Below are 26,545 nucleotides of genomic sequence, written 5' to 3'. Positions count from 1 at the left end.
TTTAAATGTAAGTAAATGATTTGTAGATAGGAGAAATACATCATGCTTAGTGCCATCTTCCAAGGAATTCTTTTATCAGCAGGTCTGATTTTACCATTAGGTGTTCAAAATGTATTCGTTTTTAATCAAGGTGTGACACAACCTCGTTTAGTTAGGGCACTACCAGTCGTTCTTACGGCAGCACTTTGCGATACTGCACTAATTACGTTGGCTATTTTAGGCATATCCGTCGTTATCGTAACTATACCTGCAATTAAGTTCGTGCTTTTCGTACTAGGCATTCTTTTCCTTATCTATATGGGGATTGTGACTTGGAAAAGTAAACCTGCCGCTACCTCATCCGATGAGAAAGCACTATCTCCTAAGAAGCAGATTGCATTTGCCGCATCGGTTTCACTCCTAAATCCACATGCCATTTTGGATACGATCGGAGTTATTGGGACAAGTTCTATCCACTATGTTGGAAAAGAAAAACTGGTATTTGCGATTGCTTGTATTCTTGTGTCATGGATTTGGTTTTTGGCACTTGCCGTCGTGGGGAGACAGGTCGGGAAATTAGATAAGTCGAACACATTTATGACGTATCTCAACAAAGTATCCGCGATAATTATGTGGGTGACTTCCGTTTATTTACTTACACAATTAGTCTAAACAAAATATGGCATGACGGAATAATTTTCACTTGATTTTCATAATCATGTCCGACTATAATAAAGGGAATATTTGGTATGTGTAACTGGCGAAACGTAGATCACTACGGGGGAGCACATATTCCATAACAGCCGTTCGCCTGGGCAAAGTATTTGATCAATCGATCAAATACTTTTTTCATTTCAAGGAGGAGAATGCAATGGAACGAGCTAGAAATGTGGCAGTCCTCATGTATGAGAAAGTAGATCTATTGGATATTGCCGGTCCGTTTGATGTGTTTGGAGTATCAAGTAATTGGGGCAAGGATTTCAAGGTCTACACGGTGGGCGAAGAGCAAAAACCTGTGACAACAGTTAGTGGTCTCACGATCCATCCCAAATACAGCTTTGACAATTGCCCACTGCCAGACATTTTGATTGTACCTGGAGGTCTAGGATCGCGAACTGAAATGAACAACATAATCACTACATCATGGATTAGCCAAACCGCTGCAAGCGCTGAAATTGTTTTATCAGTTTGCACAGGTGCGCTCTTGTTAGCGAAGGCAAACTTACTTGATGGATTACGAGTGACGACGAATCGAAATGCCTTTGATGTATTGCGCGAAATTGTACCACCTAATGCTACGATTGTTGAAGATGTTCGTTATGTGGATAATGGCAAGATCGTGATGTCCGCGGGGGTTACCGCGGGATTCGATGCTGCGCTTTATGTCGTTGCAAGGCTATTTGGCGAAGAAAGAGCTCTCGCAGCGGCTGCGAAAATCGAGTATCATTGGCACAAAGATGAGAAGTCGGCAGCGCAGCAGCAGAACGATTTATTTGTCATTAGGAAAGCTCAAATAAACGATGTAGATGAAATCCAGCAATTGTTTGTTGAAGCAGCCCAATGGATTCAAGTGTCAAAGGGATTCACTCAGTGGAGAGTGGATTCGTTCACCAAAGACTATTTAACATCTTTCATTCATGACCAAGAAGTATTTGTCGCATGTCAGAACGGTGAGATAATTGGTTGTTTTTCCATCCAGTGGCAGTACGAAGAGATTTGGGGAGACTTGTTTCATGATGATGCTGGATACGTTCACCGTTTAGTCGTCGCGCGGAAATACAAGGGAGAGGGTATCGGCAGCAGGATATTATCTTGGTCAGAAGACTATATAAAGAACAAGGGTAAAGGCTGGCTGCGTTTAGACTGTATGGCAGATAATCCAACACTGAACGACTATTATCGGGGCCTTGGTTTCATTCATCAGGGTAGATACGAGAGTCACGCTTGGAGCGCTCATTTATATGAACGAAAGATTGAATAAGTAGTATATCTAATAAAGCTGTCCGAGAAGTAGAATAATCTACTTTGAGGGCAGCTTTTGCTTTCTTCGCGTGTGAAACTCGATCTAGTTCTGATAAATCAGTAAATCGTTCTATGAAATAGTGGATTTTGTTTCTTGAACGGTTGAGTGGAAGTTCTTAGAATGAGAGGGGGCTTCCCGGATTGTTCTCTTTTCAGAGCCCTTTATGTTAGACTAAAAAATATTTGACATCGATCAGCTGAAACGAGGAATTTAAGTGCCGTTACTAAACTGGTTTTCATCTTTGACATTGAAATATCGCCTTTTTCTGGCTTTCATCGTACTTATTCTTCTACCGTTCTCTGTTTTGGATATTTATAATTTTCAAAAAGTGAAGCTCAATTTACAACAAAAAACGAGTGAACAAAGCCTCCTACAAATGAACAAAATGAATGAATCTCTTGAAAGTCTACTCGCCACGACTTTCAAGACGATTACGATGTTCGAGCAAGATTCATCCGTCATTTCAGTGTTAAAGATGCCGGAAGCCGTCGATCAAATCGTGAATCAACGTAAAATTGAAGAACGTTTTCGCTCGGTAACGAATAGTCTGTTCATCTCTAGCCCACCTGTTTTCTACACGATTGCTGATTTACTCGGTAACGTGTATACCTCATTCCCGCCAGCGCAGCGCTTAAATTATGAAGTGATACAGGCAAAACCTTGGTTTAAAAGCGCTTTAACAGCTTCTGCACCGTATCAATGGCAGTTGGAAAGCAATGAAGTACTATTTGATGTTAACAAAAGCTCGCAGCTAGTTGCTATTTCTACGCCGATAAGGGACGCAGATGGCACCATTCGAGCGATTATACACATCGCTGTGGACTATGAAAGCTGGTTTAAATCAGCTACTAACGGAAGTCCAACTTCCGAGCAGTATTATTTGATTGATCAAGAAGGAAACGAAATCGTACATTCCGGCGCAGATAAGTCGACCATGCCTTTGGAAGCACCGATTATCGATCGTTTGCTTACAGACGGTTCTAGTAACGGCTTTTTCATACAAGGAAGTACGTTTATTAACTATACAGTTGTCCCATCCTTCCATGCCTATTTAATCAAAACAGTGCCATCTAACGTGCTCTTTGCTGAGCTTCGTTCGATTCAGAACGCCTATATGGGCACACTTATTTTTTTCACAATCGCTTTCATGATAATCACGTTTCTTATCGCATCCGCGGTCACGCGTCCACTTCGACTCATTCAAGCTAAAATGCTCGATGTCGTTCGTAAAGAGCTGAAAGTACGTCTCCCTGATCAAAAGTATGGTGGGGACATCCAGCCAATCGTACAAGCATTCAACCAAATGATTGTCGATATGAACGGCCTTGTGCAGCGTTTAAAAGTTGAGGAACGGCAGAAGGAAGCCAGTCGATTCCAAATGCTGCTTTCGCAGATGAATCCTCATTTCTTGTTGAATACGTTGAACACAATACGCTGGTTGGCATTGGAAAAAGGGGACAACGCAATTCCTCAAATTTGTGTGTCGCTGGGAAGATTAACAGAGGCAGGACTGAAACTCGATGTAGATCTCATCCATTTGGAACAAGAGTTAGAGCTTGTCCGAGGATATATCTATATCCAACAATTCCGATATGATCAGCAATTTCAAGTTGATTATGTGTATACCGATGACTTGAAATATGCACTCGTTCCGAAACTTAGCCTTCAACCGATCGTGGAAAATGCGATTTATCATGGTATTTCACAAATTCAAGAGAAAGGTCATATCTCGATCCATGTGTATACGAAAGATACTTATCTTATGCTCGAGGTAGTCGATAATGGCGTTGGTCTCATATATAGCGAAGGGGTATCCAAAAAGGACCATAACGGAATCGCTTTACAAAATTTGAGAGAGCGTTTAGCCCTACTTTTTAAGAAGGAAGCGAGTCTTGATTTCGTTCCAGTATCACACGGTTGCATGGTTCGTATCCAGCTTCCGCTCCTCATGTCCACACCTTACCAGAAAGGAAGTGATTCCCATGTGGACCGTTCTACTCGTTGAAGATGAAGTTTTTGTTCGGAGAAAAGTAAAAGAAACGATGCCTTGGAAGGAAATGGGCTTCACTATTATTGGAGAAGCAGGTAATGGCTTAGAAGCGATGGAGAGAATTCGGGAATACCAACCCGACGTTGTCATTACCGATATTGTGATGCCCCTCATGAATGGTGTGGAATTGTTGAAGCAAGCGCGCAGGGAAGGTTTCACGAGCCGTTTCGTCATGCTAACGGTTATGAGTGACTTCGACAACGTTCAGCAAGCGCTGGAGTTCGGAGCGACGAGTTATATGCTCAAGCTCTACATGGATCACGCGACATTAGCAGAGACAATGAGCAAGGTACACAAAGAGCTTCTCGAGCGTAGAAATGCCGAAATACGAGATGCTGAAGTCGTATATCGTAAGCTGTGGAAATTAATGGTTGGGCGAGTTGACTCCACGGATGGATTGGGAAGCGAGCTCCTAGTTCCAGGTGTTCATGGACGTGATTTGAGCATCATCGCGGTACAACACGGGCTTTCAGCATACACATTAGATGATTTCACGGCTCTCAACTTGATAGAAAATGATATGGCATCCGCAGCTGTTTGGCATTCGCTGACCATTGAAGGTGTTAGCTACCTATTCATGTGGCTACCAGCCACTTCACAATTCAGCATATCTACGGAGCGTAACTTACCTTATAGCCTGATATATACAGAATTAAAACCAGCTACGCAACTTATGGATACGTGGCAAAGCGTTCTAGTTGCGTTAAATGAGGAATGGTACAATCCGACTTTTAGTGCGAAACTATGCACTTCTGTGAGTTCTCCTCTGCGCGAAACTGCAGATACCTGGGGGCTTGAGTATGAAATCTGGCATAACTTAGAACAGTTAAGATGGGAGGCCGTTACAGGAGCTGTGAACGAGTTGTGGGGGAAATTCGAAGTTCAGAATGCGCCTCAGCAGCAAGTGAAGCAAGCAGCAAAGAGAATTGTGCATTTATGTGAGAGAATATCTCAACTTACCACTTCAGATGAAGAGGTGATACTTGCGCCCGATCATATAAATTTTAAATCGGCGTTCTTGGCTCGTTTGGAAGCACATTTCAAACACTTGAGCGCTTCGCGCATACCTATTTCTGATCATCCCGAAATCAACAAGATCATTACATATTTGCACGAACATTTTGCCGAAGAAATTACCTTAGACACTTTGGCAAAGTTAGTTTGCATGGATGATAAATATGTTAGCGGTCTATTTAAGAAGAAGTTGGGAGTCAGTATCATTCACTATTTGCATCAGATTCGAATTGAACATGCCCAAAGATTGCTGCGCGAAACGGATCGAACAATAAGTGAAATTGGTGAACGAGTCGGGTTCGCGAATGATAATTATTTTATTAAGATTTTTAAACGTTCCACCGGCGGGACGCCTGCAAGCTTCAGAAACCGAATATAAACCCATTTCGCGTTTTTTCGACAATGTGACTTTTGTTCTATAGATTCATGGATTCTGTTTCTTATTTGGGCTCGGAATGGGTGATAAAGTAGGTACAGTAAGTAATCAATTGCAGGAGGTCAATCCAAATGACAAAGAGAAAGAACACAATGATGCTTGGTGCACTAGCTCTTACTTTAGGTCTTACAGCATGCGGGAATACATCTGGTGACTCAGCCTCCAGCAGCGCCAGTACGACTAGCCCTAGTACTACAGCAGCAGCCACTGGCAAGGTCGTCAAGCTGAAAATGTGGGGTGGCGTTCCGCCAGAATCCGGTCCTCAAGCTGTGGTCGACAATTGGAATGCGAAAAACCCAGACATTCAAGTGGAGTATGAACGCTATGTAAATGACGACGCAGGTAATCTGAAATTAGATACGGCACTACTCACGGGTCAAAGTGTTGATTTATTCGTGAACTATTCAGGCACGGCTTTGAAGAAGCGTGTAGATGCTGGTGTAGCGTTGGATATGAGCAGCTATACTGATTATAACATTGAACAGAAGATGGGCTCGACGTCGAAGGATTGGCAAGTTAATGGTAAATATTACGGTATTCCAACCGTTAAGAGTACGTTCTTCGTGTGGTTTAACAAAGAGATGCTCGAACAAGCGGGACTCAAAGTGCCTACATCCTGGACATGGAAGGATATGCAGGACTATGCCACGAAACTGAAAGCCGATAAGCGCTTTGGGCTTGTCCAGCATTTAGAGTCGTTCCCTGATTCCTTGGATTCCGCATTAACTCACGATGGGTACACGAAAAAAGAGGGCAGCTCAAATCTTGATAATCCATTGATGGGTACTTGGTTAGATACATTGAATACCATGATGAAGGACAAGAGTACGCCTATGCTTGGCGAACAGTTGACAACCAAGATGCCTGTAGAAACGATGTTTCTTAAAGGTGAGAGCGCCATGTTGAATGCAGGTTCCTGGATTTTCCGGAATTCCAATAACCTCAAAGACAATCCAAGAACGTTTAAAATCGCTTTCGCGCCTGTTCCGAGACTAGACAGCAATGAGCAAAATAGTATCGGTCGTGGTGGATTGGGTGATTTTGTTTCGATTAATGCAAAGACGGCGAATAAAGATGCAGCATGGAAATTCCTGAAATGGTATGCAGACGGAGGATTGCTGCCGCTTGCTTCCGGAGGACGGATTCCTGCTTCCAAGGATGCGAATGTTGAGGATGCTTTGAAGCTGCTATTAGGTGAAAATGAGAGTACTTATGATATTCCTTCTTTGAAATATGTACTGTTCGAGAACAAGACGCCTACGTTTACGCGTAACCTGCCTCAACAAGTCATGGACCTACGCAGAGAAGAATACGAGAAGTTTTTCTTAGGCAAGCAAGATACAGCTACAACTTTGGCGGCTATGGTCAAACGTCATAATGAATATATGAAAACAACCAAATAATTAGAAAAGCAGGGGGAGTGGCTTCGGCTGGTTCCCCTGTATGCATACTAAGGGAGGTTATCGGATGTGAAGAAAAACTGGATGGCCAGACAAAGTCTCACCGGCTATTTATTTATTGCACCTAACATGCTTGGCGTTCTTCTCTTTTTTATCGTACCGGCGATATTCTCTTTCGGCCTCATTTTCACAAATTATCAATTCGCCAATCCCAATTATCATTTCGTGGGCATTGATAACTTCAAGCGTCTCATCCATGATGACCTATTCTACGTTTCGCTGCGAAATACGGGATGGTACCTCTTATCAGTACCTATTTCCATTCTGCTGGCATTTCTAGTAGCCCTTGTGTTGAATAAGCATGTGTTTGCCAAAGGACTGCTGAGAGCCATGTATTTCCTTCCTTACATTACAAGTGGTGTAGCTGTTGCTTTCGTATGGATGCTGTTGTTTCAACCTTCTGAAGGTCCAATCAATCAGTTGTTAAGAGCCATAGGCGTGTCCAATCCACCAGGTTGGCTATCTACTACGGAAACGTCTATGATGGCCATTGATATCATCTGGATCTGGTTCATGCTCGGTTATAATATGATTATATATTTAGCAGCGTTACAGGAGATATCTCCTGAACTGCTTGAAGCTGCTAAAGTGGATGGCGCAAGTGGATGGGTCAAAATTAAATCGATTATTTTTCCAATTGTCAGCCCGACGACGTTCCTACTTCTCATTACCGGATTAATAATGACGATCAAATCGTTTGGGTTGATCCAAGCCATTACACAAGGTGGTCCTGGAAACAGTACAACCATTTTATCTCTATTCGTCTACAAGAATGCGTTTGGCTATTATGAAATGGGCTATGCATCTACGATATCTTGGGTTTTATTCTTAATTATCGCGGCAATTACATTCGTCCAATGGTTTGGGCAAAAGAAATGGGTTCACTATTAAGGTGAATAATGGAGTAGGAGGTAACCTCGATGGCTACTGTGCAATCGAACATTAGAGCAGGTGCAAAATCTCAAACCAAGAGGCGGTTTCCGCTCTCAACCCTAATAAAAGCAGGAACGACACTTATCATGTTTATCCTTGGTCTGGCTATGATTATGCCATTCATATGGATGATTAGTACGTCTTTTAAATCGCCAGCTGAAGTGTTTGAATATCCGATCCGCTGGATTCCGTCCCATTTTAATATGGAACATCATATTCGGGTGTGGACAGGCAGTATGGGATTTGCGACATATTATATGAATTCCATCAAAGTAGCTGTTGTTTGTACAATTGGTGCAACTTTACTTTCGTCATTGGCTGCGTATAGCTTCGCCAGAATTACGTTCAAAGGTAGAGATACGTTGTTTCTCATCTATTTGTCGATGATGATGATTCCTCCTCAGGTATTGTTCGTTCCCAAATTCATCATGTTTGAATGGGTGGGTATTTATAATACACTTTGGGCACTTATTCTGCCTGGTATGATCTCTATTTTCGGTGTATTTCTAATGAGGCAGTTCTTCATTCGGATTCCATCCGAAATCTCAGAATCAGCCTTTATGGATGGAGCAGGTCATTATCGCATATTTCTTCAACTAATGCTTCCTTTGGCCAAACCTGCAATGGCTACGTTAGCCATCATCGATTTCTCGTGGCATTGGAATGATTACGAGAACGCGCTCGTGTTTCTGACAGATCGCAAATTATATACCATTCCGTTAGGTTTGCAAAATTTTATTATGGAATTTAATGTGGATTACAACGGAATGATGGCCGCCGCGAGTGCAGCCATTCTGCCGATGATTATCGTTTTTATGCTAGGTCAGAAGTTCATCATTCAAGGCATTTCCAATACAGCTGTGAAAGGATAATCAGATAACAGTCGTGAAAACCGATAAAGCCAGTAGACGCGTGATGCGTTTATCTGGCTTTTTGCCTGCTATAAATTGACATCAATCGCTAGGGGAGATATGATTTTAATGGGTAACACAATGGAATAGGGGTGTGAACGTGTATGCAAAAGCAATTCAAAGTCGCCGCAGGCATCTCCATTGCAGGCTATGTCGTCAGTCTCATTACGACTAGTTTCTTACCGGAAGCCATTAATTTATTAGTACCAGCAGTGTTGACATTCGGAACTATATTAATTCTACGACGTCCTTCCAAAGCTATAAAGGGAACAACGACTCCTGAAGTTATAGATGAACCTGCTCCCAATAGGAAGCCTGCACCGGCTGCCATAAATACTAGCGCAGATGAACTTAAAGATGAAAGTGATCCTTTCTGGGGGCCAATTGCTGAGTACATCCATGTCATTGAAGAAACGATGATCTCGGAGGGGCAGAAGAATACGTTAGATGATGAAATTGTCGAAAAGACACTTAGCTTACTCTCCCGGGTAGGTCGGTTAATTCCTCAATTGAAAGAGCTCAACGATGCAAATATGAATCATAACATACAGCGATTAATTTTTAAGGATCTCAATGGTGCAATTAATCCCTTTCTAAAGCTGGGAGGGGAAGCGAAACGGTTAAATCGTCGTCTTCTTCTTACAGGAATCAAGGATATTAACTCCAAGCTCACTGACTATGTAGAAACCATCGAGCAAAAGGACTTAATTGAATTGCAGACACGCATGGAATTAATTCAACAGCGTTATCGTTCAACAGATTAAGGAGGCATGGAAAATTTGACAACTCAATTGGTGCAATTAAAATCGACCGATTTGCAGAAAGTGGAGCAAGAAGCCAAACAATTACTTGAGAAAGTTTCCTCGACCGATACGATGGAACTAGAAACCCTAATGGATTCGATTGGACGCATGGGATCCAAAACGATGGAACAGGCTGGACAATCCCTAGCGATGCTAGAGCGACCAGTGAATGAATTGATGTCGGGCAAACGCTCAGAGGTCCAGAACAACATACTGAAATTGCGCGGCGAAATCGATTCATTGAGTAAGAGCAAGCAGCTTGGTTTTTTTGAGAAAATGATGAAGAAAACGCCGCTCAAGAACTACATTTATAAGTATCAGTCCGTGAAAACAAACGTAAATGCCATTGTACAATCCCTTCGTAATGGGAAAGAAACGCTAGAAGAGAACATGGCGTATATGAAGACGCTGAAGAAAAATTCTATTGAATCCGTCTATAATTTGCAAATGCGAATTGCGATGGGGGAGAATTTAAAGCAGCTTTTCGAAGTTGAAATCGCCAAACCCGAGAATGAGAATCGCAAAATACATTTGGAGAGAGGACTTCGTAAAGTTGTGACGCGGATTCAATCCTTTCAAGAGATGGTCATTCTATATCAACAAGCGATTGCAGGAACAGATATCATTAACGATAATAACGATAAGCTTATTGATGCCGTAGATGCGACCATTGATAAAACACAGAATCTACTAACGGTTTCGGCGATGATCTCAATGGCCATTGAAGATCAAGTTCAAACGATTGAAGCGGTTAATTCCGCCAATTCAACATTGAATAAAATGTTTGAGGATAATTCGCGATTGTTAAAAGAAACGACACAACGAACGAATGAGCTGCTTGGCAAACCAGGCTTGCAAATGGATTCGATTGAGAGAGGCATGACGGACCTATTCGCCGCGTTGGATTTATTTGAACAGTCCAATCGGACAATCATCCAATCCGCAACAGAGCACACGCAAAGGCTTGGTAATATCAGCCAGCAAATGACGCAAAGGCTGGGCTTAACACCAGGAAATAAAACGAATGCAGAAATTAAAGCGTCTGAGCTTAGCGGGCTTTTGGAATAAATCAGTTAAGTTGACCAAGCTGTCAAGGATCTCATCCTTGGCGGCTTTTTTGTGCTTGCCTCATGCCGCTTAACCCATGCCATTTCATTCTCCTGACATATGATAATTCATATGTTTGAATAATGGAGATGAGCAAATGTTCATGCAAATTAAAGAAGAGTTTAGCAAGACACCTCAAATTGATGTGCTAATCCCAGCGATTGAAAAGGATTTGGGGACACTCCCCCTTGTCATTGATGCGGTAAGGAAATATGTCAAGCATCCGATTGGTGAAATCATCATTGTGGCACCACGGAAACAGCGAATTCTCGATCTATGTGAGAGAAAAGGATGCCGATTCGTTCATGAAGATACCGTTCTCCCTATCACGAAAAAGGACATCCATTATCAATCCAAAACGTGGGATCGGACTGGATGGTTATATCAACAGTTACTTAAATTGAATGGAGATACTTTGTGCACGTCCAAGTATTATATGGTCATTGATGCAGATACCGTGCTCATACGACCGCATGTATTCAAGGTTGGCGACAAGACAGTATTTTATTGTCGGGACTGGAGTCAGGGCGAATATTTCAATACGTATCGAAAATTAATGGGCAGAAATCGTTCGGCTCGACTATCTTTTGTAACCCACTATATGTTATTCGAGAAATCAAAAGTCAAACAGTTGAAACAGTACATTGAGTCCAAACATAACAGTTCCTGGTATACCGCCATTATGAAAAGTATGAATAGATCCAAACAGTTTGCTTTTTCAGAATTTGAAACGTATGGTAATTTTCTGTATGCATCCGAAGCGCACAAGATGATTTTGAAGCCTGCATTAAATAAGAGCTTACATTTGAGCAATGCCCAAATTACATCTTCTAGGATGTCTTCCTTGGCTAAAAGATACCGATCGATTTCCCTGCATAAACGCAAGGGATATGTTAAGACCCGTAGGTTGGTGACCCAATGAAGCCCTATGTAGTTGTCTGGAAGGGACCTGTACACAAAGCGAGTGGACTTGGTCATGCAAGTAGAACTTATGCGGCTTCCTTGAAACGGAATGGCGTAGATGTCAGGTTTGGCCAAATGAGCGTTGGCAGAAGACTTTCCATGGGCAAAAAAGTGCTAATCTATCATGATGTTCCGAGCCATATTCACTGGCATAGTGAACGAAGTTTATATGATTCCATCATTTTAAATACGGTTTGGGAAACAAGTAAAACGCCAAATGAATGGCTTTCTCATATGAATAAATTTGATGCAGTCTGTGTACCCACACAACACAATAAGCGTGCACTTCAGAATAGCGGGGTTACCGTTCCCATTTACATTGTTCCTCATGGTGTTGATACGAAGGCCTTTCATCCGAACAATAAGAAATATGTATTGCCGCGCGCGGCAGGCAAGTTTACTTTCGTGTCTGTTTTTGGCTTTCAGCACCGTAAAAATCCAGAAGGTTTGCTGCGTGCGTATTGGGAAGAATTTTCTTCCAAAGATAACGTTATTCTTGTAATCAAAACGAACGGCTACGTGTCTTTTGAAAATGAAAAATGGATTCAACGACAAATATGGCAATACAAAAAGAGATTGGGAATAAAAAAAGATACAGCTCCGGTTGTCATAATAGGCAGACGTTTAAGCGAAAGCCAGTTGAAGGGCTTATATACCCTTGGAGATGCTTTCGTTCTTCCTACGCGAGGCGAAGGGGTAGGACTCCCGTTTCTAGAAGCGTTAGCCAGCGGCATCCCTGTCATCACGACTGCTTGGGGTGGGCAAATGGATTTTCTTACACACAATAACTCGTTCCTCGTTCCGTATCAGCTGAAGAACCCGTCCATAAGTATGAAAAGTCCACATGCCATTTCACGCTCATTCAGTTACCTGTTTGCTGAGAAGGGACAACTGTGGGCTGAACCTGATCATCATAGTTTACGAATGAATATGAGGAGAGCCTACGATAATCCCGATTTATGTAAGCGCAAAGGAAGTCAAGGAAGATTAGATGTCCTTCAGTTAACTTGGTCACGTGCAGGGATGTTGATGAAGCATGTGGTTGAAAAAGTCATTCAATCCAAGAAATAAGGGTGAAGCGTGATGTTCCCCAGGAAAGGAGGATTTGACTTGCGTATTGTACTTTTGTGCGGGGGGTCAGGTAAAAGGCTATGGCCTTTATCCAACGAGATTCGCTCCAAGGTGTTTCTTAAGCTTTTGAAATCTACCCATGGGGTTAGAGAATCGATGATTGAGCGAATATGCAGACAATTGGATGAGGTAGGTTTACTTCAATCCACTTGTATCGTCACACATCATAGTCAAGTAGAGATAACTCGCACGTATGTTGGCGAACACATCCCTATCATAAGTGAACCCCATAAACGAGGAACTTATGCAGCCATTGCTTTAGCAGTCACTTATTTGCATGAACGCATGCTAGTTGATTCGGATGAAACGATATGTATTCTCCCAGTGGACACATATGCAGATTCTGCGTTTTTCCAGTTACTTCACCGTTTACCAGATATCCTCTCACGATCCAAGGCTGATCTTGCTCTTCTAGGAACGAATCCGACAATGCCCTCCGATCAATTCGGCTATATTGTTTCGCTGTTACCAGGAGGAAAAGAAGAGTATGCTCGTATTCATCACTTCATCGAAAAGCCGAATGAGCGTGCTGCCCTCCAATTAATTGAAAAGAATGCTTTATGGAATTGCGGTGTATTCGCCTTTCGATTAGGGTTTATGCTGAAGTACCTGAAGGACAAGGTGGAGCCAGACCAGGTTGATATGTGGCTGGATAAGTATGAACAACTTGCCAATAATAGCTTCGATCGTGAAGTTGTTGAGCCTAATCCTAACGCTGTAGTTGTACGGTATGAAGGCTTGTGGCAAGATGTAGGCACATGGAAGGCGCTAACCCCTCATTGTGAGCAAAACGTTATTGGTTCAGGAAGAATCTCGGATGATTCCATGAATACGCATCTTATCAACGAACTTCCTTATCCCATAGAAGTCATTGGTGTACCGGATCTCATTGTCGCGGCAAGTTCGGATGGAATTTTGATTGCACACAAGGAGAAAGCACATCTGATTAAAGAAAGGCTAGCACAGACCACCCAGTTCCCAATGCAAGTTGAGAAGAGATGGGGCTCTTATCAAATTATGAATTATTGGAAGGATGAACATGGGGCAGAAAGCATAATTAAAATGGTGAAAATCGTACAGGGGAATCTGACCAGTTATCACCAGCATGAGAATCGGCAAGAAAGTTTAACCATTCTTTCTGGCATTGGTGAAGTTCTTATGGGGGACAAACTGTATAGACTGGTGGCAGGTGATGTTATCCTGATTCCTGCTGGCATCAGGCATGGCATCAAGGCGGTTACGAATCTTGAATTCATGGAAGTTCTGTTGGGCAAGGAACTGTCACAAGAGGATATCACTCGGTATTCACAAACATGGTAATGAAAGGAGATAGTCGATTATATCGACTAACTCATGACAGAAAGCGTCAGTTCCCACGAGATAGTCGATTATATCGACTAACTCAGGAGTGAAAGTGCCGGTTCCCTCGAGATAGTCGATTATATCGACTAACTCAGGCATAAAGAAGGGGCAAGCGTCGCTTGCCCAAAACCAACGCATTCAAATTCTGGCGAATGAAAATAGACCGCTCACGTAAACGTGGCTGGTCTATTTTCATTCGATTTTCTTATAGCTCTACGATATAATCGGCTACTGGGATCCATGCTTGATTCGAAAAATCCCGCCCCCGAATATGAATGCGATCCTCGTACACCTCAACAATCAAGCCTTCGGAATGATCTCCTTGAATCAATTGGTCGTTACGATCATAGGGGTAACTCACGGACGAGCTATTGACCATTGTGAATACATCTCTGATCAGCGTAGTGGTCAATTGCAACTCCCAATGGGTATGTCCTGTGAAAAAAATGAGCTCTGGGTATTGGGATAATATCTGTTTCAATTCATTATGCTGTACAATCCCCCGTGGTAGACTGCCAGATACTGTCCCTTGCAGAGGTTGATGCAGAAATACGAACAGTGGTTTATGTTGGATATAATTTTCCTGTAGTTTAATTTGCAACCAGTCTAATTGCGTAGAGGACAACCAGGCATCTTCCTGACTCGCAGGCTCAGATTGTTTATATCGCTCGGAACCTAAGAAAATAAAATGATAACCTTGAATCCAACGATCGTAATAGACGCTAGGCATTTGTGTAAAAGCTAGAAAACGTGCCAATGAGGCACTGTCCGATTCGCCATTGGGGAATGTCGTTGGAGACCAATCTCCAGCAGCATTGTAATAGGCTTTGTAGTAATCGTGATTGCCAATCGTAAAGCAGAGTTGCTTAGGTAACGGATGCTTCTGCAGAATGGAAGTCAACATCGCATAGTCATTAGGGCGTCCATCGCCAAGATCTCCGTTAATTATTAAAGCATCATGGCTCGGAATTGTCAGATTTAGATCTTCTAACGCAGCGGCTAACTTACTCTGAGCTTGCGTATCCCAGTACTGAATGTGAATATCACTGACGACGGAAAAACGAAGTATAGGGGCAATACCAGCTGCTTTTCTAAGTTCGTCAGCTAGTCGGTGAATTTCATCCTTATCCTCTTGGGATGTGACGAAATACCACATTGGACTCAAAAAGGTCTCAATAATTGTATTGGCATCTTCTGGGCTTAACACGCGCATCGCCTCCCGCAATCAGGTTGTCCAACTAGTACTAGCATATGTAGCTTCCAGCTTCAATGAAATGAGGAAGGCACACATTTTTATAGTGGATTATTAGGGGAAGCTCAGGCAGATTGTGGTATGATTGGGTTGTAGTAGCAGGAGAAAACGCAAGCCTTAGTTCATATAGGCTTGCGTTTTTTATGTATTATCTATTTGGAACTTTCTTTCGTGGCGATAGCAGCTTCTGCAGCCGTTTTGCACATTGTTCGGCCGACTCCATGCCTTCCCAATACAACATCATCTCCTGGTTAACCTCTTGCATCATTTGCGTATCAGAGATGGTTTCATGTTGATAGAAAGCGTCATGTAATTGTCCATCGGATATATGGAGGGAGGCTAGATCAAGCGGGTCCCACATCATCTTATTAATGTCGTGAAGGACAGAGAGGAAGCGAGATTCGCCGATTTTGGCTTGCACATCTGGATGGCATGCCGTCTGAAGAAATTGTATGGCCAGTTCACGTTCCGTGCTTGCAGAATGAACCATCAAGGCATTCGCGATGAGCAACGTATTCGGTGAATCTCCGAATGGCATTGGCGCGAATTTGGGCTCGAAAGGCAGCTTGTCGCCAAATCCAGCAAGCTCGATAGTTGTCGTCAGCATCATGGCGACTTGCTCGCTTTGGAAAGCAACACGATGTAGCTGCATATGAGAAACGAGCGCGCTTCTTTTGCGATAGATCATATCGTGCATAAAAGTTAATGTGTCTAGAAGCGCTTTCTTATTCGGCTTATGAAAGTCAAACCCATGCTGCATCGCAATTACGTTCCATCGGTTAAGCGTTGAGGGCAAAGAGAACCCATAATTATCGATAATGCCGTCATTGTTCGTATCAAATGTCAATCGCCCTGCAGTCTCGATAAACGCTTCCTTATCCCATCCATGACGTGGTGCTTCAATGTTGTATTTGTCGAACATACGTGGATTATAGGCGAGACATATACCTGAAAATGTGACAGGTATGGCTTTGATACTGCCGTCCTTGCGAAATCCGTCAAGCAACTTAGGGTACATCTGATTTAATTCATCGCTCATAATCCGGTCTAGACTAACGAAGTCATCCATCGATTTAAGTTCTTGGAAGATTGTGTCCGTGATGATACATATGTCTGGTTGAATACCCATTTCAATGCACTTGTGAAGGGATTCCCAGAATTGCGTGATGGGGAAGCTCAGCAATTTAATATCCACGTCGAGGTGCTGTTGTTCGAACGTTTCGCAAATGAATGGTAAACAGTGATCGACAAAATATGAAGGCGTAATGGTCAAAATGCGCAATACTTTTCGCTTTGATTTCCGCACTGTGACGTTAGGGGAGACGAAGGTGCCGAGTCCAGCCTTTTTCACAACGAGACCTTCCTTCAACAGGAGGTCAAGCGATTTGCGAACGGAGCTGCGGCTGAGTTCGTAATATTTGCTTAATTCATTTTCGGACATGAGGAACTCATCCTTCTTAATAAAGCCCGAAAGAATTTGCTCTCGCAGGATATCGGTCAAAGAAGAATAGCAATATTGGTCCTTTTTTCTCATAACTAGAATCGCCACCTATTTGCGCAGTTGTATGTATTCTAAACAATATTTGGAAAATATACAACAAGAAAATAGTGAGGACTAGCAAGGGTTTTGGTCTATTTAAAGACATGATTTAAACATGTATAGCACTTGTATTTTTTTGTGGATGTAAATTATAATGAGAATGTAAACGAGGGGGTGACCATATGGCTTCCATCATCAGTGCTAAGTCAAATCGTGTTCTTCGAAAAGTATATCGATATCGATGGTTCTATCTGTTAATGGCCCCAGGCTTATTGTACTTCCTAATTTTTCGCTACATTCCGATGGCTGGCTTACTCGTCGCATTTAAGGATTACAGTGTCACCAAAGGCATCTGGGATAGTCCCTGGGTAGGTTGGCGTAATTTTGAAACGATCTTTGAATCACCCGATTTTCTCCGACTCATGTCAAACACACTCCTCATAAGCATTTACCGACTCGTCTTTAATCTACTTCCTGATTTAATTCTTGCCTTGCTACTCAATGAAATCCGTGTCACTTGGTTTAAAAAGATCGTTCAAACGATCACATACGGACCTTACTTTTTATCATGGGTCATCGTATACGGTTTGGTATATTCCTTTTTCTCTCCTGGTACAGGGCTGGTCACAACGTTTTATCAAAATATGGGATGGGGCGAACTGAATGTCCTTGCGAATTCGGATCTCTTCCGACCGCTCATTATTCTAACCGATGTTTGGAGAAATACGGGATTTGGCGCTATTTTCTTCTTAGCTGCTCTAGCGACAATTAATCCCGAACTGTATGAAGCTGCCGTTGTAGATGGAGCAGGGCGATGGAGGCAAATTTGGCATATTACGCTGCCTGGTGTCCGCGAGGTGTTTATCTTATTGTTAATCCTGCGGTTAGGGACAATTCTCGATGCAGGCTTCGATCAGATTTATGTTTTCCTCAATGCGCGAGTAACGATTGTTGGGGATATTCTAGATACGTGGATATTCCGCCGAATTATTGAACAAAGTGACTTCAGCATACCGGCCGCCATGGGGGTATTTAAATCAGTTATTGGATTTGTGCTCGTCATTGCAGCTAACCGAATCGCAAAAAAATTAGGTGGTTCTGGAATCTACTAAGAGGTGGTGGAACCTGTGTCCTATGCGGTACATAAGACCAAATCAGATCGAATTATCGATGTAATCATTTATGTCTTCCTTACGCTCTGTTGTTTATCTGCGGTGTTTCCACTTTACTTTGTGTTCATCGAGTCGATTACTCCCTATAAGGAGCTAATCCGCAACGGAGGATTCGTCCTCTTCCCCGAGCAAGTCACGCTTCAGGCGTACCGAGCCATCTTCGGCAGCAAGCTTGTGCCAGATGCGCTCCAAATATCCGTGATCATTACGGTGATAGGTACATTCTTAAGTCTTTTAGTCACGATTTGTTTAGCGTATCCACTTTCGAAGAAGGATGTACCTGGAGGTAGATTTTTTCTACTAGCGATCGTGTTCACAATGCTCTTTAGTGGTGGCATTGTGCCTACTTATTTAGTCGTGAAGGGCTTAGGGTTGATCAATTCCATATGGTCACTCATTATCCCAACGCTCGTCTCGCCATTCTATATGTTCATTATGCGCACCTACTTTATCAATTTCCCAACGGAAATTGAAGAGTCAGCGAAAGTAGATGGATGTGGGGATGTTAGAACGTTATTCCAGCTGGTTATCCCCTTATCCATGCCGATAATCGTGACGATAGGCTTATTCTATGGGGTCATTCAATGGAATTCCTACTTCAATGCAATCTTGTATCTATCCGATCGCGCTTTGTATCCGATACAAGTTATTCTGCGCAATATGATCGTTACGTCTAGCGTGAGCCAAGAGTTGAATACGAATCCTTCTGTTATACAGACGCTTCCGCCAGACACAATCCGAATGGCGACGGTTGTCGTGACGACATTACCACTATTGGCCATCTATCCGTTTATTCAGAAATATTTTATTAAAGGCATGCTTGTCGGTTCCATCAAAGGCTAATAGTCAAGCAGTCGAATCTATAAGCTTGAAGGGAGTGATGCCTTGTTTTGCTTCGTTTCAGTCACAAATGCAACCAGAGTAGACTTGATCATGAATTCGAGTACAAATGGGAGGTCGTTTGCATGAAATTGCGTAAACAGGTAGCATTCGGTGTAATCGCCAGCTTGGTTGTTTTAAGTGCATGTTCGAAAGACGATTCTACGTCTACACCATCCGTATCTACGACAACCTCATCTGCTCCTGCAACAGCGGCAGCTACGAAAGCACCGCCAATGACGCTGAACTGGTTAACTTTCGTACCGACCAACGATGTGTCATTACCTGCCCCAGATAAAGACTACATTCGACAAGCCATTGAGCAGAAGTTCAACGTGAAACTAAACATGGAATACGGCGTCCCAGGTGAAGATCATAAGACTAAAATCAACTTGAAAATTTCATCTGGTGCAACTCCTGATATGTTCCAAGCCGACGGTGCGCAAACGAATCAATTTATTATTGATAAAGCGGTCGCCGATCTGACCCCCTATGTGAACCCGCAAACGATGCCCAACTATTACAAGTGGGTAACCCCTGAAATTATTACACGCTATCAAGTGCAAGAAGTCTTTATGCGTGCTCCTGTCCCTTATGAAAAGCAACTCTACCAATCGTATTATGTGCGCAAAGACTGGCTGGATAAGCTGGGCTTGAAGGTGCCAACGAATTATGACGAAATGATCAATGTCATGAAAGCATTCACGTTTAATGATCCAGATGGCAATGGGAAAAATGACACTTACGGTTTTACGACAACCGGAAACGGTATTGGGGTTTCGAAACAATTTCCAGAATGGTACAAAAACGGCCTAGGGATTGACCTCTGGTATGATCAAGCGAACGGCGAGTATGTAGATCCGCAATCGGATATTCGGGCTGGAAAAGTGCTCGATGATATTCGGGCAACTATCGCTTTAAAAATTGTCGACCCTGACTGGTTTTTAGCTAAACCAGGGCAAGAGCTCGAGAAAGTAGAAGCTGGGAAAGCGGGGATTTTCCAAAGCTTACTGCGTACAGCTGCATTCGATAATGTAGCGACGAGCGTGAAGAAGAAAACGATTGATATCAGTGGCGTGAAAACGGCAGACTTCGTTCCTTTCCATATTTCGCCGAATGCCGTTAACTATGCTGCATTGCCAGGTGTCCCATTCTTGTTTGGTGCCAAAACACCACCAGAAAAAATCAAGAAAAGCATTGAGATCATGGACTGGTTGGCTGGTCCAGAAGGTTACTTGCTTTCTCACTATGGGAAAGAAGGCACCAACTATACCAAGAGCGGTAACACGATTACCTTAATTCCGGATGCGATAACCAAAGATAATCAAGCTAACGGCAATTTCTTCGATGTGTATGGCTCTATCTTCGCTTATGGTGTGCAAGATCCGAGTCCGATTGGTCTGACGATTATCGATCCTCGCGAAACTGATCATGACCGAGCTATCGTTGAGAAGCTGAAAACGTATAAGTATCCAGTTCTCGGCACAAACGTCGCTCCACCACCAGGCTTTGATATAGGAGCATTCCGTACACAAATGCGTGCGTATATGGTCAAGATCCTCTTTGAAGAGAAGGATGCAAGCAACTGGCCGAAATATCGGAAAGAACTGATGACCACTTACCACGGCAAAGAGATTTTCGATAACTACGCGAAGACGATTTCCCAAGTGTTTAAAACGCCGGTTGTTTTTAAGTCAGAGAATCCATAATAACGAGCACAACTCCTGTGTAATCGCAATGAAAGCACGGGAGGCGTGCTGTGAATCTATTTCTGATTATTCCTATTGAAATATTGTAGTTATTTTCTATATCAACACGAGAGAGGGTTTGGCATGATGAACGAACAGTTAGCCATTCTCGGTGGATCCAAAATCAAAACAACTCCTTACGGTACTGGTAAGCGATTTGGAGAGGAAGAAGTTAAGGAGCTTGTTGAAGCGCTTGAGCAGAATACGCTATTTTATCATTCTGGCCGCAAAGTGAAGCAGTTTCTGGAACGATTTAATGCGTTATATGGCGTAACCTATAGTGTGGCAACTTCATCGGGTACAGGGGCACTTCATGTTGCGATTGGTTCATCTGGCATCAGTGTTGGGGACGAAGTCATTACAAGTCCGATTACGGATGCGGGCTCTATTATTGGCATTTTGTATCAAAATGCGATTCCTGTATTTGCGGATTTGGATCCACATACGTACAACATGACGGCGGATACGATTCGAGCGCGCATAACTCCAAAAACCAAAGCGATCATCGTCGTCCATTTGGCTGGCAATCCTGCAGATATGGATCCCATCATGGCACTTGCCCGTGAGCATGGATTAATCGTGATTGAAGACTGTGCGCAAAGCTATTTGACCTACTATAAAGGTCGCTTAGTTGGCACAATAGGAGATTATGGGTGCTTTAGCACCAATGATTACAAACATATTTCGACAGGTGATGGCGGTATTGTTACCGTGAACTCACAAGTAGCGGAAGATTATCAACTGACGCATGCATTTGCGGATAAAAATTACAGTCGATTCGGCAATGTGGTACAAAGGGAGATGCGATTGCTCGCTCCGAATTACCGAATGACTGAGCTTCAGGGTGCTGTTGGTATTGCGCAGCTGTCGAAATTAATTGGGATATGTGACAAGCGCAGCCAATATGGTGACAGTTTAACATCTGGTATCCAAGACATTCCGGGAATAATGCCACATCAAGTGACAACTGACAGTCGGTGCACGTATTGGTTTTATATGTTTACGATTAAACCTAACGTTCTCTCGTGCTCAAGGGATGAATTCGCAGAGGCACTTCAAGCCGAAGGGATTGACTGCTCAGCTGGATATATTCCTCAACCCGTGTATATGCAACCTATGTTTCAGAATAGGGAAGCGTATACAGGCAGTCATTTTCCATTTGATCTTTCAGATATTGCTTATGATGAAGGACTATGTCCCACGGCTGAACGTATTCTGAAGCAAGCAATCCGTGTACCTATTAACGAGTTCTTTAGCGAAAAGGATATTGAAGATATGATTGCCGGCATACGCAAGGTGGCCGCTCATTACAGTGCGTCAGGCTTAGAAATCGTGTAGGCGACAGCGGATGGAGGAATTGAAATGAAGATGGCCAAAGTCGGTGTGCTCGTTGAACATGAAGCGGCTGTACGTAAATGGAAATATGGACTTAACGTTTTCGAGAAATATGTGGAAGAAATTCTGCAGCATGTGGGCATTTCATATACAGTTGTTTCCAAGTTAGATGCGACGAGCCTGCAAACGTACGATATTCTCATTGTGGCTTGTTCCCAAGAGAACGGAGCGAAGTCTGCCATCTTGTGGTCGTATGTCGAACAAGGCGGCACCCTCATTTCGTACGCAGGTATCAACGCACTGGCTCTCCCACTTGGATACATCCAGACAGGAGACATAGGTGTTGGCTATGCGGAGATTGAGCCAACTCGTTCAGGGCAGCCAAGTACACTGAGATTCCTGTCCGCCAACCCCTGGATTAAAGCTGGAGATTCAAGTTCGGAAACTGACGCTCCAGTTGCTTGTAAGTCTATTGGTACGATTAAACAAGGACATCCCGATGGTTCGGATAAGGGATCTGCACTTCAAACTTTTGAAGTGGGTCAGGGAAGTATTCATCGTTGGACAGTCAATATTCCGTTAACGGTTGTTCACATGCAGCAAGGCACAGGCCCTGTACTTGATGACGGCGTTCCAGCTGCAGATGGCAGCGCGAACGTGAATGAGGACATTCTGAAAGCTGATGATCGCATAGCCTTGGATTGGCATTGCGACCGAGTAGAAACAGATACTGGCGTCCCTTATTTTCCATGGCCCTATGCCGATTACTGGAGAGAAGCATTAGTCAGGCATGTGTTGCGATGTGCGATTGACAAGGGGATGACGTTGCCATTCACTGGGTATTGGCCGGATGGGATCAGTCAAGTCGTGACGATCTCCCATGATAGTGATTCGAATCAGGATGAGCACGCATTGGCAACATTAGAACTGCTAGCGGAATGCCAAATTCAAACAACATGGTGCATGATTGAGCCCGGCTATAGTCCTCCTATTTATGAACAAGTCAAGCAAGCAGGACATGAGCTCGCATTCCACTATAACTCGCTGGAGAAGGACAACGGTTTCTGGGACGAAACGGAGTTTGATCGACAGGTTGATTGGCTGAAGCAAGCAACTGGCTTAGAACATGTAACGACCAACAAAAACCATTATACGCGTGTGGAAGGTTGGGGCGAGTTATTTCAATGGCTGGAGAAAAATGATATTCCAAGTGACCAAACTCGTGGCCCAAGTAAAAAGGGAAACGTCGGATATTTATTCGGTACTAGTCATCCCTATTTTCCAATTGCTTTGTTTGATGAACAGAATCGCTTTTATCGTGTGGTAGAGATCGGATTCTTGACGCAGGATCTGGATTTGGGTCATCTCGCAGACAACAGGGTAATTGAGCCATTTTTGCAGCAAGCGAGGGAAGTGAATGGCGTTGCTCATTTTCTATTCCATCAGATACACATTTATACGAGGGCAGAAGTTAGAGATGCCATTCGGATGCTCGTTGAACAAGCAAGAGAGATGGGTTTCACTTTCTGGAAGTCCAAGCAGATTCAAGACTGGACGCGTTTAAGAAGAACCGTTCGTATTCTGGGATGCGATGACAACGGAAGTATTCATTTGGAGGCAAATGAAGCCGTGGAAGGGCTTGTTATATGGGTGCCAATGGCACCAAATGCGGTTTTTAAACCTGAAGAGGGGCATGAGATTCAATTTGGAGTACCGTGCAGCAAAGTTGTCGTAGATAGGAAGGTAGAATCAAAAGTTAGTAATGGGTGAGGTGAGGACATGGAGAAGATGACACTTGCAGTAGAAGGTGGGGTCCCGGTTCGAACGGATGGATTCCCGGCTTGGCCGATTTTCGGACAATTGGAGGAGCAGCTCATTCTTGACGTTATACGTTCTGGCAAATGGGGTGGTACGGGTACTGTGCATGCGCCCGAATATACCCCGAAGCTTCCTGAGATGGAGCGTCGCTTTGCGGAACTGCACGATGCGGCTCATGCGATTAGTGTTGTTAATGGAACCGTTGCCATTACAGTCGCGCTACAGGCAGCTGGGGTTAAACCTGGCGATGAAGTCATCGTACCGCCATATACGTTTATTGCAACGGCAGCAGCTGCGCTTGCTTTCGGAGCTATTCCAGTGTTCGTGGATATTGAAGAAGATACACTTCTGCTCGATCCAGATCAGGTGGCTGGCGCTATTACTTCGCGGACGAAGGCTATTATTCCTGTTCATTTAGCTGGAGCTCCGGCCAATATGAGCCGTATGAACGAGGTGGCTGCTGCACATAAACTTCGAGTGATCGAAGATGCGGCTCAAGCAGTTGGAGCAAGCTGGGAAGGTCGCAGTGTTGGAGCGATCGGGGATCTCGGGACCTTCAGCTTGCAATCAAGCAAAAATCTGAATAGCGGTGAAGGCGGCATTATACTCACCAATAACCCGGAGCTGGCGGAAATCGCTTGGTCGCTATGCAATGTCGGTCGTTCGCGAACAGGTGCTTGGTACCAGCATGATCGCATCGGCCAAAACTATCGCATGACGGAGCTGCAAGCGGCCATCGCACTTGCCCAGATGAGCCGTGTGGAAGAGCAAATGCTCCTTAGAGAATCCAATGCGAAGCTGCTCACGGAGTTGCTGGGACAACTGGATGGCATCACTGTGGTGAAGTCTGATCCTCGCGTTACACGGCATGCGAATCACCTATATATGTTCAAGCTTGATTCGACTGTCACTGTACAGATTGACAAGAACGACTTCATTCGGAAAGTTAACGCCGAAGGCATACCAATAAGTTATGGGTACGTACCGCTTAATCGAAACGAAGCGATTGTGAACGCCACACGAGCATTAACGGGGGAGGACAGGTCGTATAACTGTCCTGTAAGCGAACGGTTAAGTGACAAGGAAGTACTTTGGCTCTCGCAAAATGTGCTGCTTGCTGACGAGCAAGCCATGTATGACATTGCGACAGCTATCCGAAAAGTCATTGCCTCATACTAATTGTTGAATTCACTATTCATTGTGATTAGGGGATTGGTGCCAGATGGAGCCAGAGGGGCTAATATCGACTATTTGCCTAGGAATTAGTAAGGTGGATATTACAACGAAATTGCCAGTTCCGCTTGCAGGATTTGCTGTTCGTAGTGAACTAGGCGCGTTCGAAGGTGTCTCACATCGATTGTTTGCTCGCATATTTGTTTTTGAGACAGGTGATGAGAAGGGGGAAGTCGTAGAAAAGGCTGTACTCATCTCAGCGGATTTACTATGGTGGGGCAGTGATCGCGTGCCTGTGCTCAAAGAACGAATTCGTGAACAATTCGGCTTTGCAGAAGATGCTATTCTCTTGCATGGTACCCACACGCATTCTGGTCCGCAAACGAGCAACTTGTTCACCTCATATTTAGGTGTCATGGACGAGAATTATATAGGTTTGATGGAAGATCTTATTATCGAAGGTATCACAACGGCTTTGCTGCAAGTGGAGCCTGTTCGAATCGAGCAAGGCATTGGTTCTTCTCCACTAGGGATCAATCGACGCGGTGTGGTGAAATCGCCCCAGGAAACAGGACCAGTTGATCATGAACTGCGTGTCATTCGATTTGTCAAAACGGATGGGGATACGAAGGGACTGCTGGTTCATTATACATGCCACCCTGTCATAACACGAGATAATTTCGTGTCTTCTGAATACATTGGTGTCGCTATGGAGTCAGTGGAGCTAATAGTTGGAGAAGGCACAGTGGCTGCTTTCCTACAGGGGACTTGTGGAGATATCAATCCAGGTGACGGGAAACAGGTTATTCGAGGAAATAACGATGTAGTCATGCAAGTTGCTACAGATTTTACTAAGTGCGTAGTAGAAACGCTTGATAAACCGATGCGACAACTAACGCCTTGCCATCTGGAATGGCGTAAGACATTAGTTGAGCTGCCGTTAAAGTCGCTGCCAGACCGCTGTCAGCTTGAGAAAACAGCCCAGTCACCTGGTGTTCTTGGCGAGTGGAGCAAACTCATGCTAGCACGATTGGATAGTTTGTCACCTAGTATTCCGTTAGAGGTTTCTATACTGAAACTGGCAGAGGAGCTCTCGATTCTCGGTATGAATGCCGAAGTCGTTGTTGATTACGGGCTTTATATCAAGCAGATAACGAAAGGAACCGTGTTGCCGATCGGGTATACGAACGGTATGTTTGGCTACATCCCAACCGGACAACAGTTAGTAGAAGGTGGCTATGAGACCCACGAATCCACCTTATTTTTTGCGATGGCATCGAGCTTCGATAACTCCGTTGAACTTACGGTGAAAGAAGCATTGTTTAACCTTTTGAGCTAAAAACGGGTGTTCCTTCTGATGTTGGGGGGAGCACTCTTTTCTGTTATAGCGGACAACGGAAACGAGGGCAGCCTCAAGCCGAAAATAACGTCGATGATAGTGCAGCATAGAGCAATT

Annotated in this window: 21 protein-coding genes and 1 riboswitch; of the genes, 19 read left to right on the top strand and 2 right to left on the bottom strand. The window is 43.7% G+C overall.

The features are described from left to right. The first annotated feature begins 42 nt into the window (after nt 1-42). The 12 genes from HQN88_RS05225 to HQN88_RS05170 all read left to right on the top strand — a co-directional run bounded on the left by HQN88_RS05225 (nt 43) and on the right by HQN88_RS05170 (nt 14,130). Nucleotides 43-651 (top strand): LysE/ArgO family amino acid transporter, encoded by a 609-nt coding sequence (locus tag HQN88_RS05225; RefSeq protein ID WP_173109175.1) that lies wholly within the window; start codon nt 43-45, stop codon nt 649-651. Nucleotides 652-722: 71 nt separating this feature from the next. Further along, a riboswitch (ZMP/ZTP riboswitch) is annotated at nt 723-803 on the top strand. 47 nt (nt 804-850) lie between these two features. Then, on the top strand, nt 851-1,960 hold the full coding sequence (locus HQN88_RS05220) for a GNAT family N-acetyltransferase (RefSeq protein WP_173109174.1): 1,110 nt from the start codon (nt 851-853) through the stop codon (nt 1,958-1,960). A gap of 256 nt (nt 1,961-2,216) precedes the next feature. Continuing rightward, complete coding sequence (locus HQN88_RS05215) at nt 2,217-4,007, top strand: cache domain-containing sensor histidine kinase (RefSeq protein WP_173109173.1); 1,791 nt, start codon at nt 2,217-2,219, stop codon at nt 4,005-4,007. Next, nucleotides 3,985-5,445 carry a helix-turn-helix domain-containing protein gene (locus HQN88_RS05210; protein WP_173109172.1) on the top strand — a complete coding sequence of 487 codons (1,461 nt, stop codon included), beginning with the start codon at nt 3,985-3,987 and terminating at the stop codon, nt 5,443-5,445. Before HQN88_RS05215 ends, HQN88_RS05210 begins: the two co-directional genes overlap by 23 nt. A gap of 128 nt (nt 5,446-5,573) precedes the next feature. Then, on the top strand, nt 5,574-6,905 hold the full coding sequence (locus HQN88_RS05205) for an ABC transporter substrate-binding protein (protein ID WP_173109171.1): 1,332 nt from the start codon (nt 5,574-5,576) through the stop codon (nt 6,903-6,905). Between the two features lie 66 nt (nt 6,906-6,971). Continuing rightward, entirely contained in the window at nt 6,972-7,853 is an 882-nt protein-coding gene (locus HQN88_RS05200) for a carbohydrate ABC transporter permease (RefSeq protein WP_173109170.1), read from the top strand. A gap of 128 nt (nt 7,854-7,981) precedes the next feature. Continuing rightward, nucleotides 7,982-8,767 carry a carbohydrate ABC transporter permease gene (locus HQN88_RS05195; RefSeq protein WP_246320079.1) on the top strand — a complete coding sequence of 262 codons (786 nt, stop codon included), beginning with the start codon at nt 7,982-7,984 and terminating at the stop codon, nt 8,765-8,767. Nucleotides 8,768-8,910: 143 nt separating this feature from the next. Further along, a complete protein-coding gene (locus tag HQN88_RS05190; protein ID WP_173109168.1) occupies nt 8,911-9,570 on the top strand; it encodes a hypothetical protein in 660 nt (219 codons plus the stop codon). Between the two features lie 15 nt (nt 9,571-9,585). Beyond that, the gene (locus HQN88_RS05185) at nt 9,586-10,677 is read left to right on the top strand and encodes a toxic anion resistance protein (RefSeq protein WP_246320050.1); all 1,092 of its coding nucleotides are present in this window, start codon (nt 9,586-9,588) and stop codon (nt 10,675-10,677) included. Nucleotides 10,678-10,813: 136 nt separating this feature from the next. Continuing rightward, nucleotides 10,814-11,638 carry a DUF6492 family protein gene (locus HQN88_RS05180; protein WP_173109166.1) on the top strand — a complete coding sequence of 275 codons (825 nt, stop codon included), beginning with the start codon at nt 10,814-10,816 and terminating at the stop codon, nt 11,636-11,638. After that, a complete protein-coding gene (locus HQN88_RS05175) occupies nt 11,635-12,750 on the top strand; it encodes a glycosyltransferase family 4 protein (RefSeq protein WP_173109165.1) in 1,116 nt (371 codons plus the stop codon). The genes HQN88_RS05180 and HQN88_RS05175 overlap by 4 nt, the downstream gene beginning before the upstream one ends. A gap of 39 nt (nt 12,751-12,789) precedes the next feature. After that, complete coding sequence (locus HQN88_RS05170; protein ID WP_173109164.1) at nt 12,790-14,130, top strand: sugar phosphate nucleotidyltransferase; 1,341 nt, start codon at nt 12,790-12,792, stop codon at nt 14,128-14,130. A 247-nt stretch (nt 14,131-14,377) separates the two neighbouring features. Here the strand turns inward: HQN88_RS05170 and HQN88_RS05165 are convergent, their stop codons facing one another. Further along, a complete protein-coding gene (locus HQN88_RS05165) occupies nt 14,378-15,379 on the bottom strand; it encodes a metallophosphoesterase (RefSeq protein WP_173109163.1) in 1,002 nt (333 codons plus the stop codon). Nucleotides 15,380-15,572: 193 nt separating this feature from the next. Beyond that, the gene (locus HQN88_RS05160) at nt 15,573-16,958 is read right to left on the bottom strand and encodes an extracellular solute-binding protein (protein ID WP_173109162.1); all 1,386 of its coding nucleotides are present in this window, start codon (nt 16,956-16,958) and stop codon (nt 15,573-15,575) included. Nucleotides 16,959-17,146: 188 nt separating this feature from the next. On the opposite strand from HQN88_RS05160, the gene HQN88_RS05155 reads away from it, so the two are divergent. From HQN88_RS05155 to HQN88_RS05125, 7 genes are all read left to right on the top strand, one after another. Further along, the gene (locus HQN88_RS05155) at nt 17,147-18,076 is read left to right on the top strand and encodes an ABC transporter permease (protein ID WP_173109161.1); all 930 of its coding nucleotides are present in this window, start codon (nt 17,147-17,149) and stop codon (nt 18,074-18,076) included. 15 nt (nt 18,077-18,091) lie between these two features. Next, on the top strand, nt 18,092-18,979 hold the full coding sequence (locus HQN88_RS38295; protein ID WP_173109160.1) for a carbohydrate ABC transporter permease: 888 nt from the start codon (nt 18,092-18,094) through the stop codon (nt 18,977-18,979). Nucleotides 18,980-19,101: 122 nt separating this feature from the next. Continuing rightward, a complete protein-coding gene (locus HQN88_RS05145) occupies nt 19,102-20,724 on the top strand; it encodes a type 2 periplasmic-binding domain-containing protein (RefSeq protein ID WP_173109159.1) in 1,623 nt (540 codons plus the stop codon). Nucleotides 20,725-20,847: 123 nt separating this feature from the next. Further along, nucleotides 20,848-22,101 (top strand): DegT/DnrJ/EryC1/StrS family aminotransferase, encoded by a 1,254-nt coding sequence (locus HQN88_RS05140; RefSeq protein WP_337995224.1) that lies wholly within the window; start codon nt 20,848-20,850, stop codon nt 22,099-22,101. Nucleotides 22,102-22,125: 24 nt separating this feature from the next. After that, nucleotides 22,126-23,868, top strand: a complete 1,743-nt coding sequence (locus HQN88_RS05135) for a polysaccharide deacetylase family protein (RefSeq protein ID WP_173109158.1) — start codon at nt 22,126-22,128, stop codon at nt 23,866-23,868. A 9-nt stretch (nt 23,869-23,877) separates the two neighbouring features. Further along, on the top strand, nt 23,878-25,095 hold the full coding sequence (locus tag HQN88_RS05130; RefSeq protein ID WP_173109157.1) for a DegT/DnrJ/EryC1/StrS family aminotransferase: 1,218 nt from the start codon (nt 23,878-23,880) through the stop codon (nt 25,093-25,095). 43 nt (nt 25,096-25,138) lie between these two features. Next, nucleotides 25,139-26,428 (top strand): neutral/alkaline non-lysosomal ceramidase N-terminal domain-containing protein, encoded by a 1,290-nt coding sequence (locus tag HQN88_RS05125; protein ID WP_246320049.1) that lies wholly within the window; start codon nt 25,139-25,141, stop codon nt 26,426-26,428. Nucleotides 26,429-26,545: the final 117 nt, after the last annotated feature.

Source organism: Paenibacillus qinlingensis (assembly GCF_013204845.1).
Lineage (GTDB): Bacteria > Bacillota > Bacilli > Paenibacillales > NBRC-103111 > Paenibacillus_E > Paenibacillus_E qinlingensis.
The sequence above is the reverse complement of the archived record's forward strand: the minus strand, read 5'-3'. Positions and strand labels throughout refer to the sequence as shown.

Coding starts and splice junctions, on each gene's coding strand:
- HQN88_RS05225 (WP_173109175.1), top strand. CDS start 43: ATGCTTAGTGCCATCTTCCAAGGAATTCTTTTATCAGCAGGTCTGATT.
- HQN88_RS05220 (WP_173109174.1), top strand. CDS start 851: ATGGAACGAGCTAGAAATGTGGCAGTCCTCATGTATGAGAAAGTAGAT.
- HQN88_RS05210 (WP_173109172.1), top strand. CDS start 3,985: ATGTGGACCGTTCTACTCGTTGAAGATGAAGTTTTTGTTCGGAGAAAA.
- HQN88_RS05205 (WP_173109171.1), top strand. CDS start 5,574: ATGACAAAGAGAAAGAACACAATGATGCTTGGTGCACTAGCTCTTACT.
- HQN88_RS05195 (WP_246320079.1), top strand. CDS start 7,982: ATGTTTATCCTTGGTCTGGCTATGATTATGCCATTCATATGGATGATT.
- HQN88_RS05190 (WP_173109168.1), top strand. CDS start 8,911: ATGCAAAAGCAATTCAAAGTCGCCGCAGGCATCTCCATTGCAGGCTAT.
- HQN88_RS05180 (WP_173109166.1), top strand. CDS start 10,814: ATGTTCATGCAAATTAAAGAAGAGTTTAGCAAGACACCTCAAATTGAT.
- HQN88_RS05175 (WP_173109165.1), top strand. CDS start 11,635: ATGAAGCCCTATGTAGTTGTCTGGAAGGGACCTGTACACAAAGCGAGT.
- HQN88_RS05160 (WP_173109162.1), bottom strand. CDS start 16,958: ATGAGAAAAAAGGACCAATATTGCTATTCTTCTTTGACCGATATCCTG.
- HQN88_RS05155 (WP_173109161.1), top strand. CDS start 17,147: ATGGCTTCCATCATCAGTGCTAAGTCAAATCGTGTTCTTCGAAAAGTA.
- HQN88_RS05145 (WP_173109159.1), top strand. CDS start 19,102: ATGAAATTGCGTAAACAGGTAGCATTCGGTGTAATCGCCAGCTTGGTT.
- HQN88_RS05140 (WP_337995224.1), top strand. CDS start 20,848: ATGATGAACGAACAGTTAGCCATTCTCGGTGGATCCAAAATCAAAACA.
- HQN88_RS05135 (WP_173109158.1), top strand. CDS start 22,126: ATGAAGATGGCCAAAGTCGGTGTGCTCGTTGAACATGAAGCGGCTGTA.
- HQN88_RS05130 (WP_173109157.1), top strand. CDS start 23,878: ATGGAGAAGATGACACTTGCAGTAGAAGGTGGGGTCCCGGTTCGAACG.
- HQN88_RS05125 (WP_246320049.1), top strand. CDS start 25,139: ATGGAGCCAGAGGGGCTAATATCGACTATTTGCCTAGGAATTAGTAAG.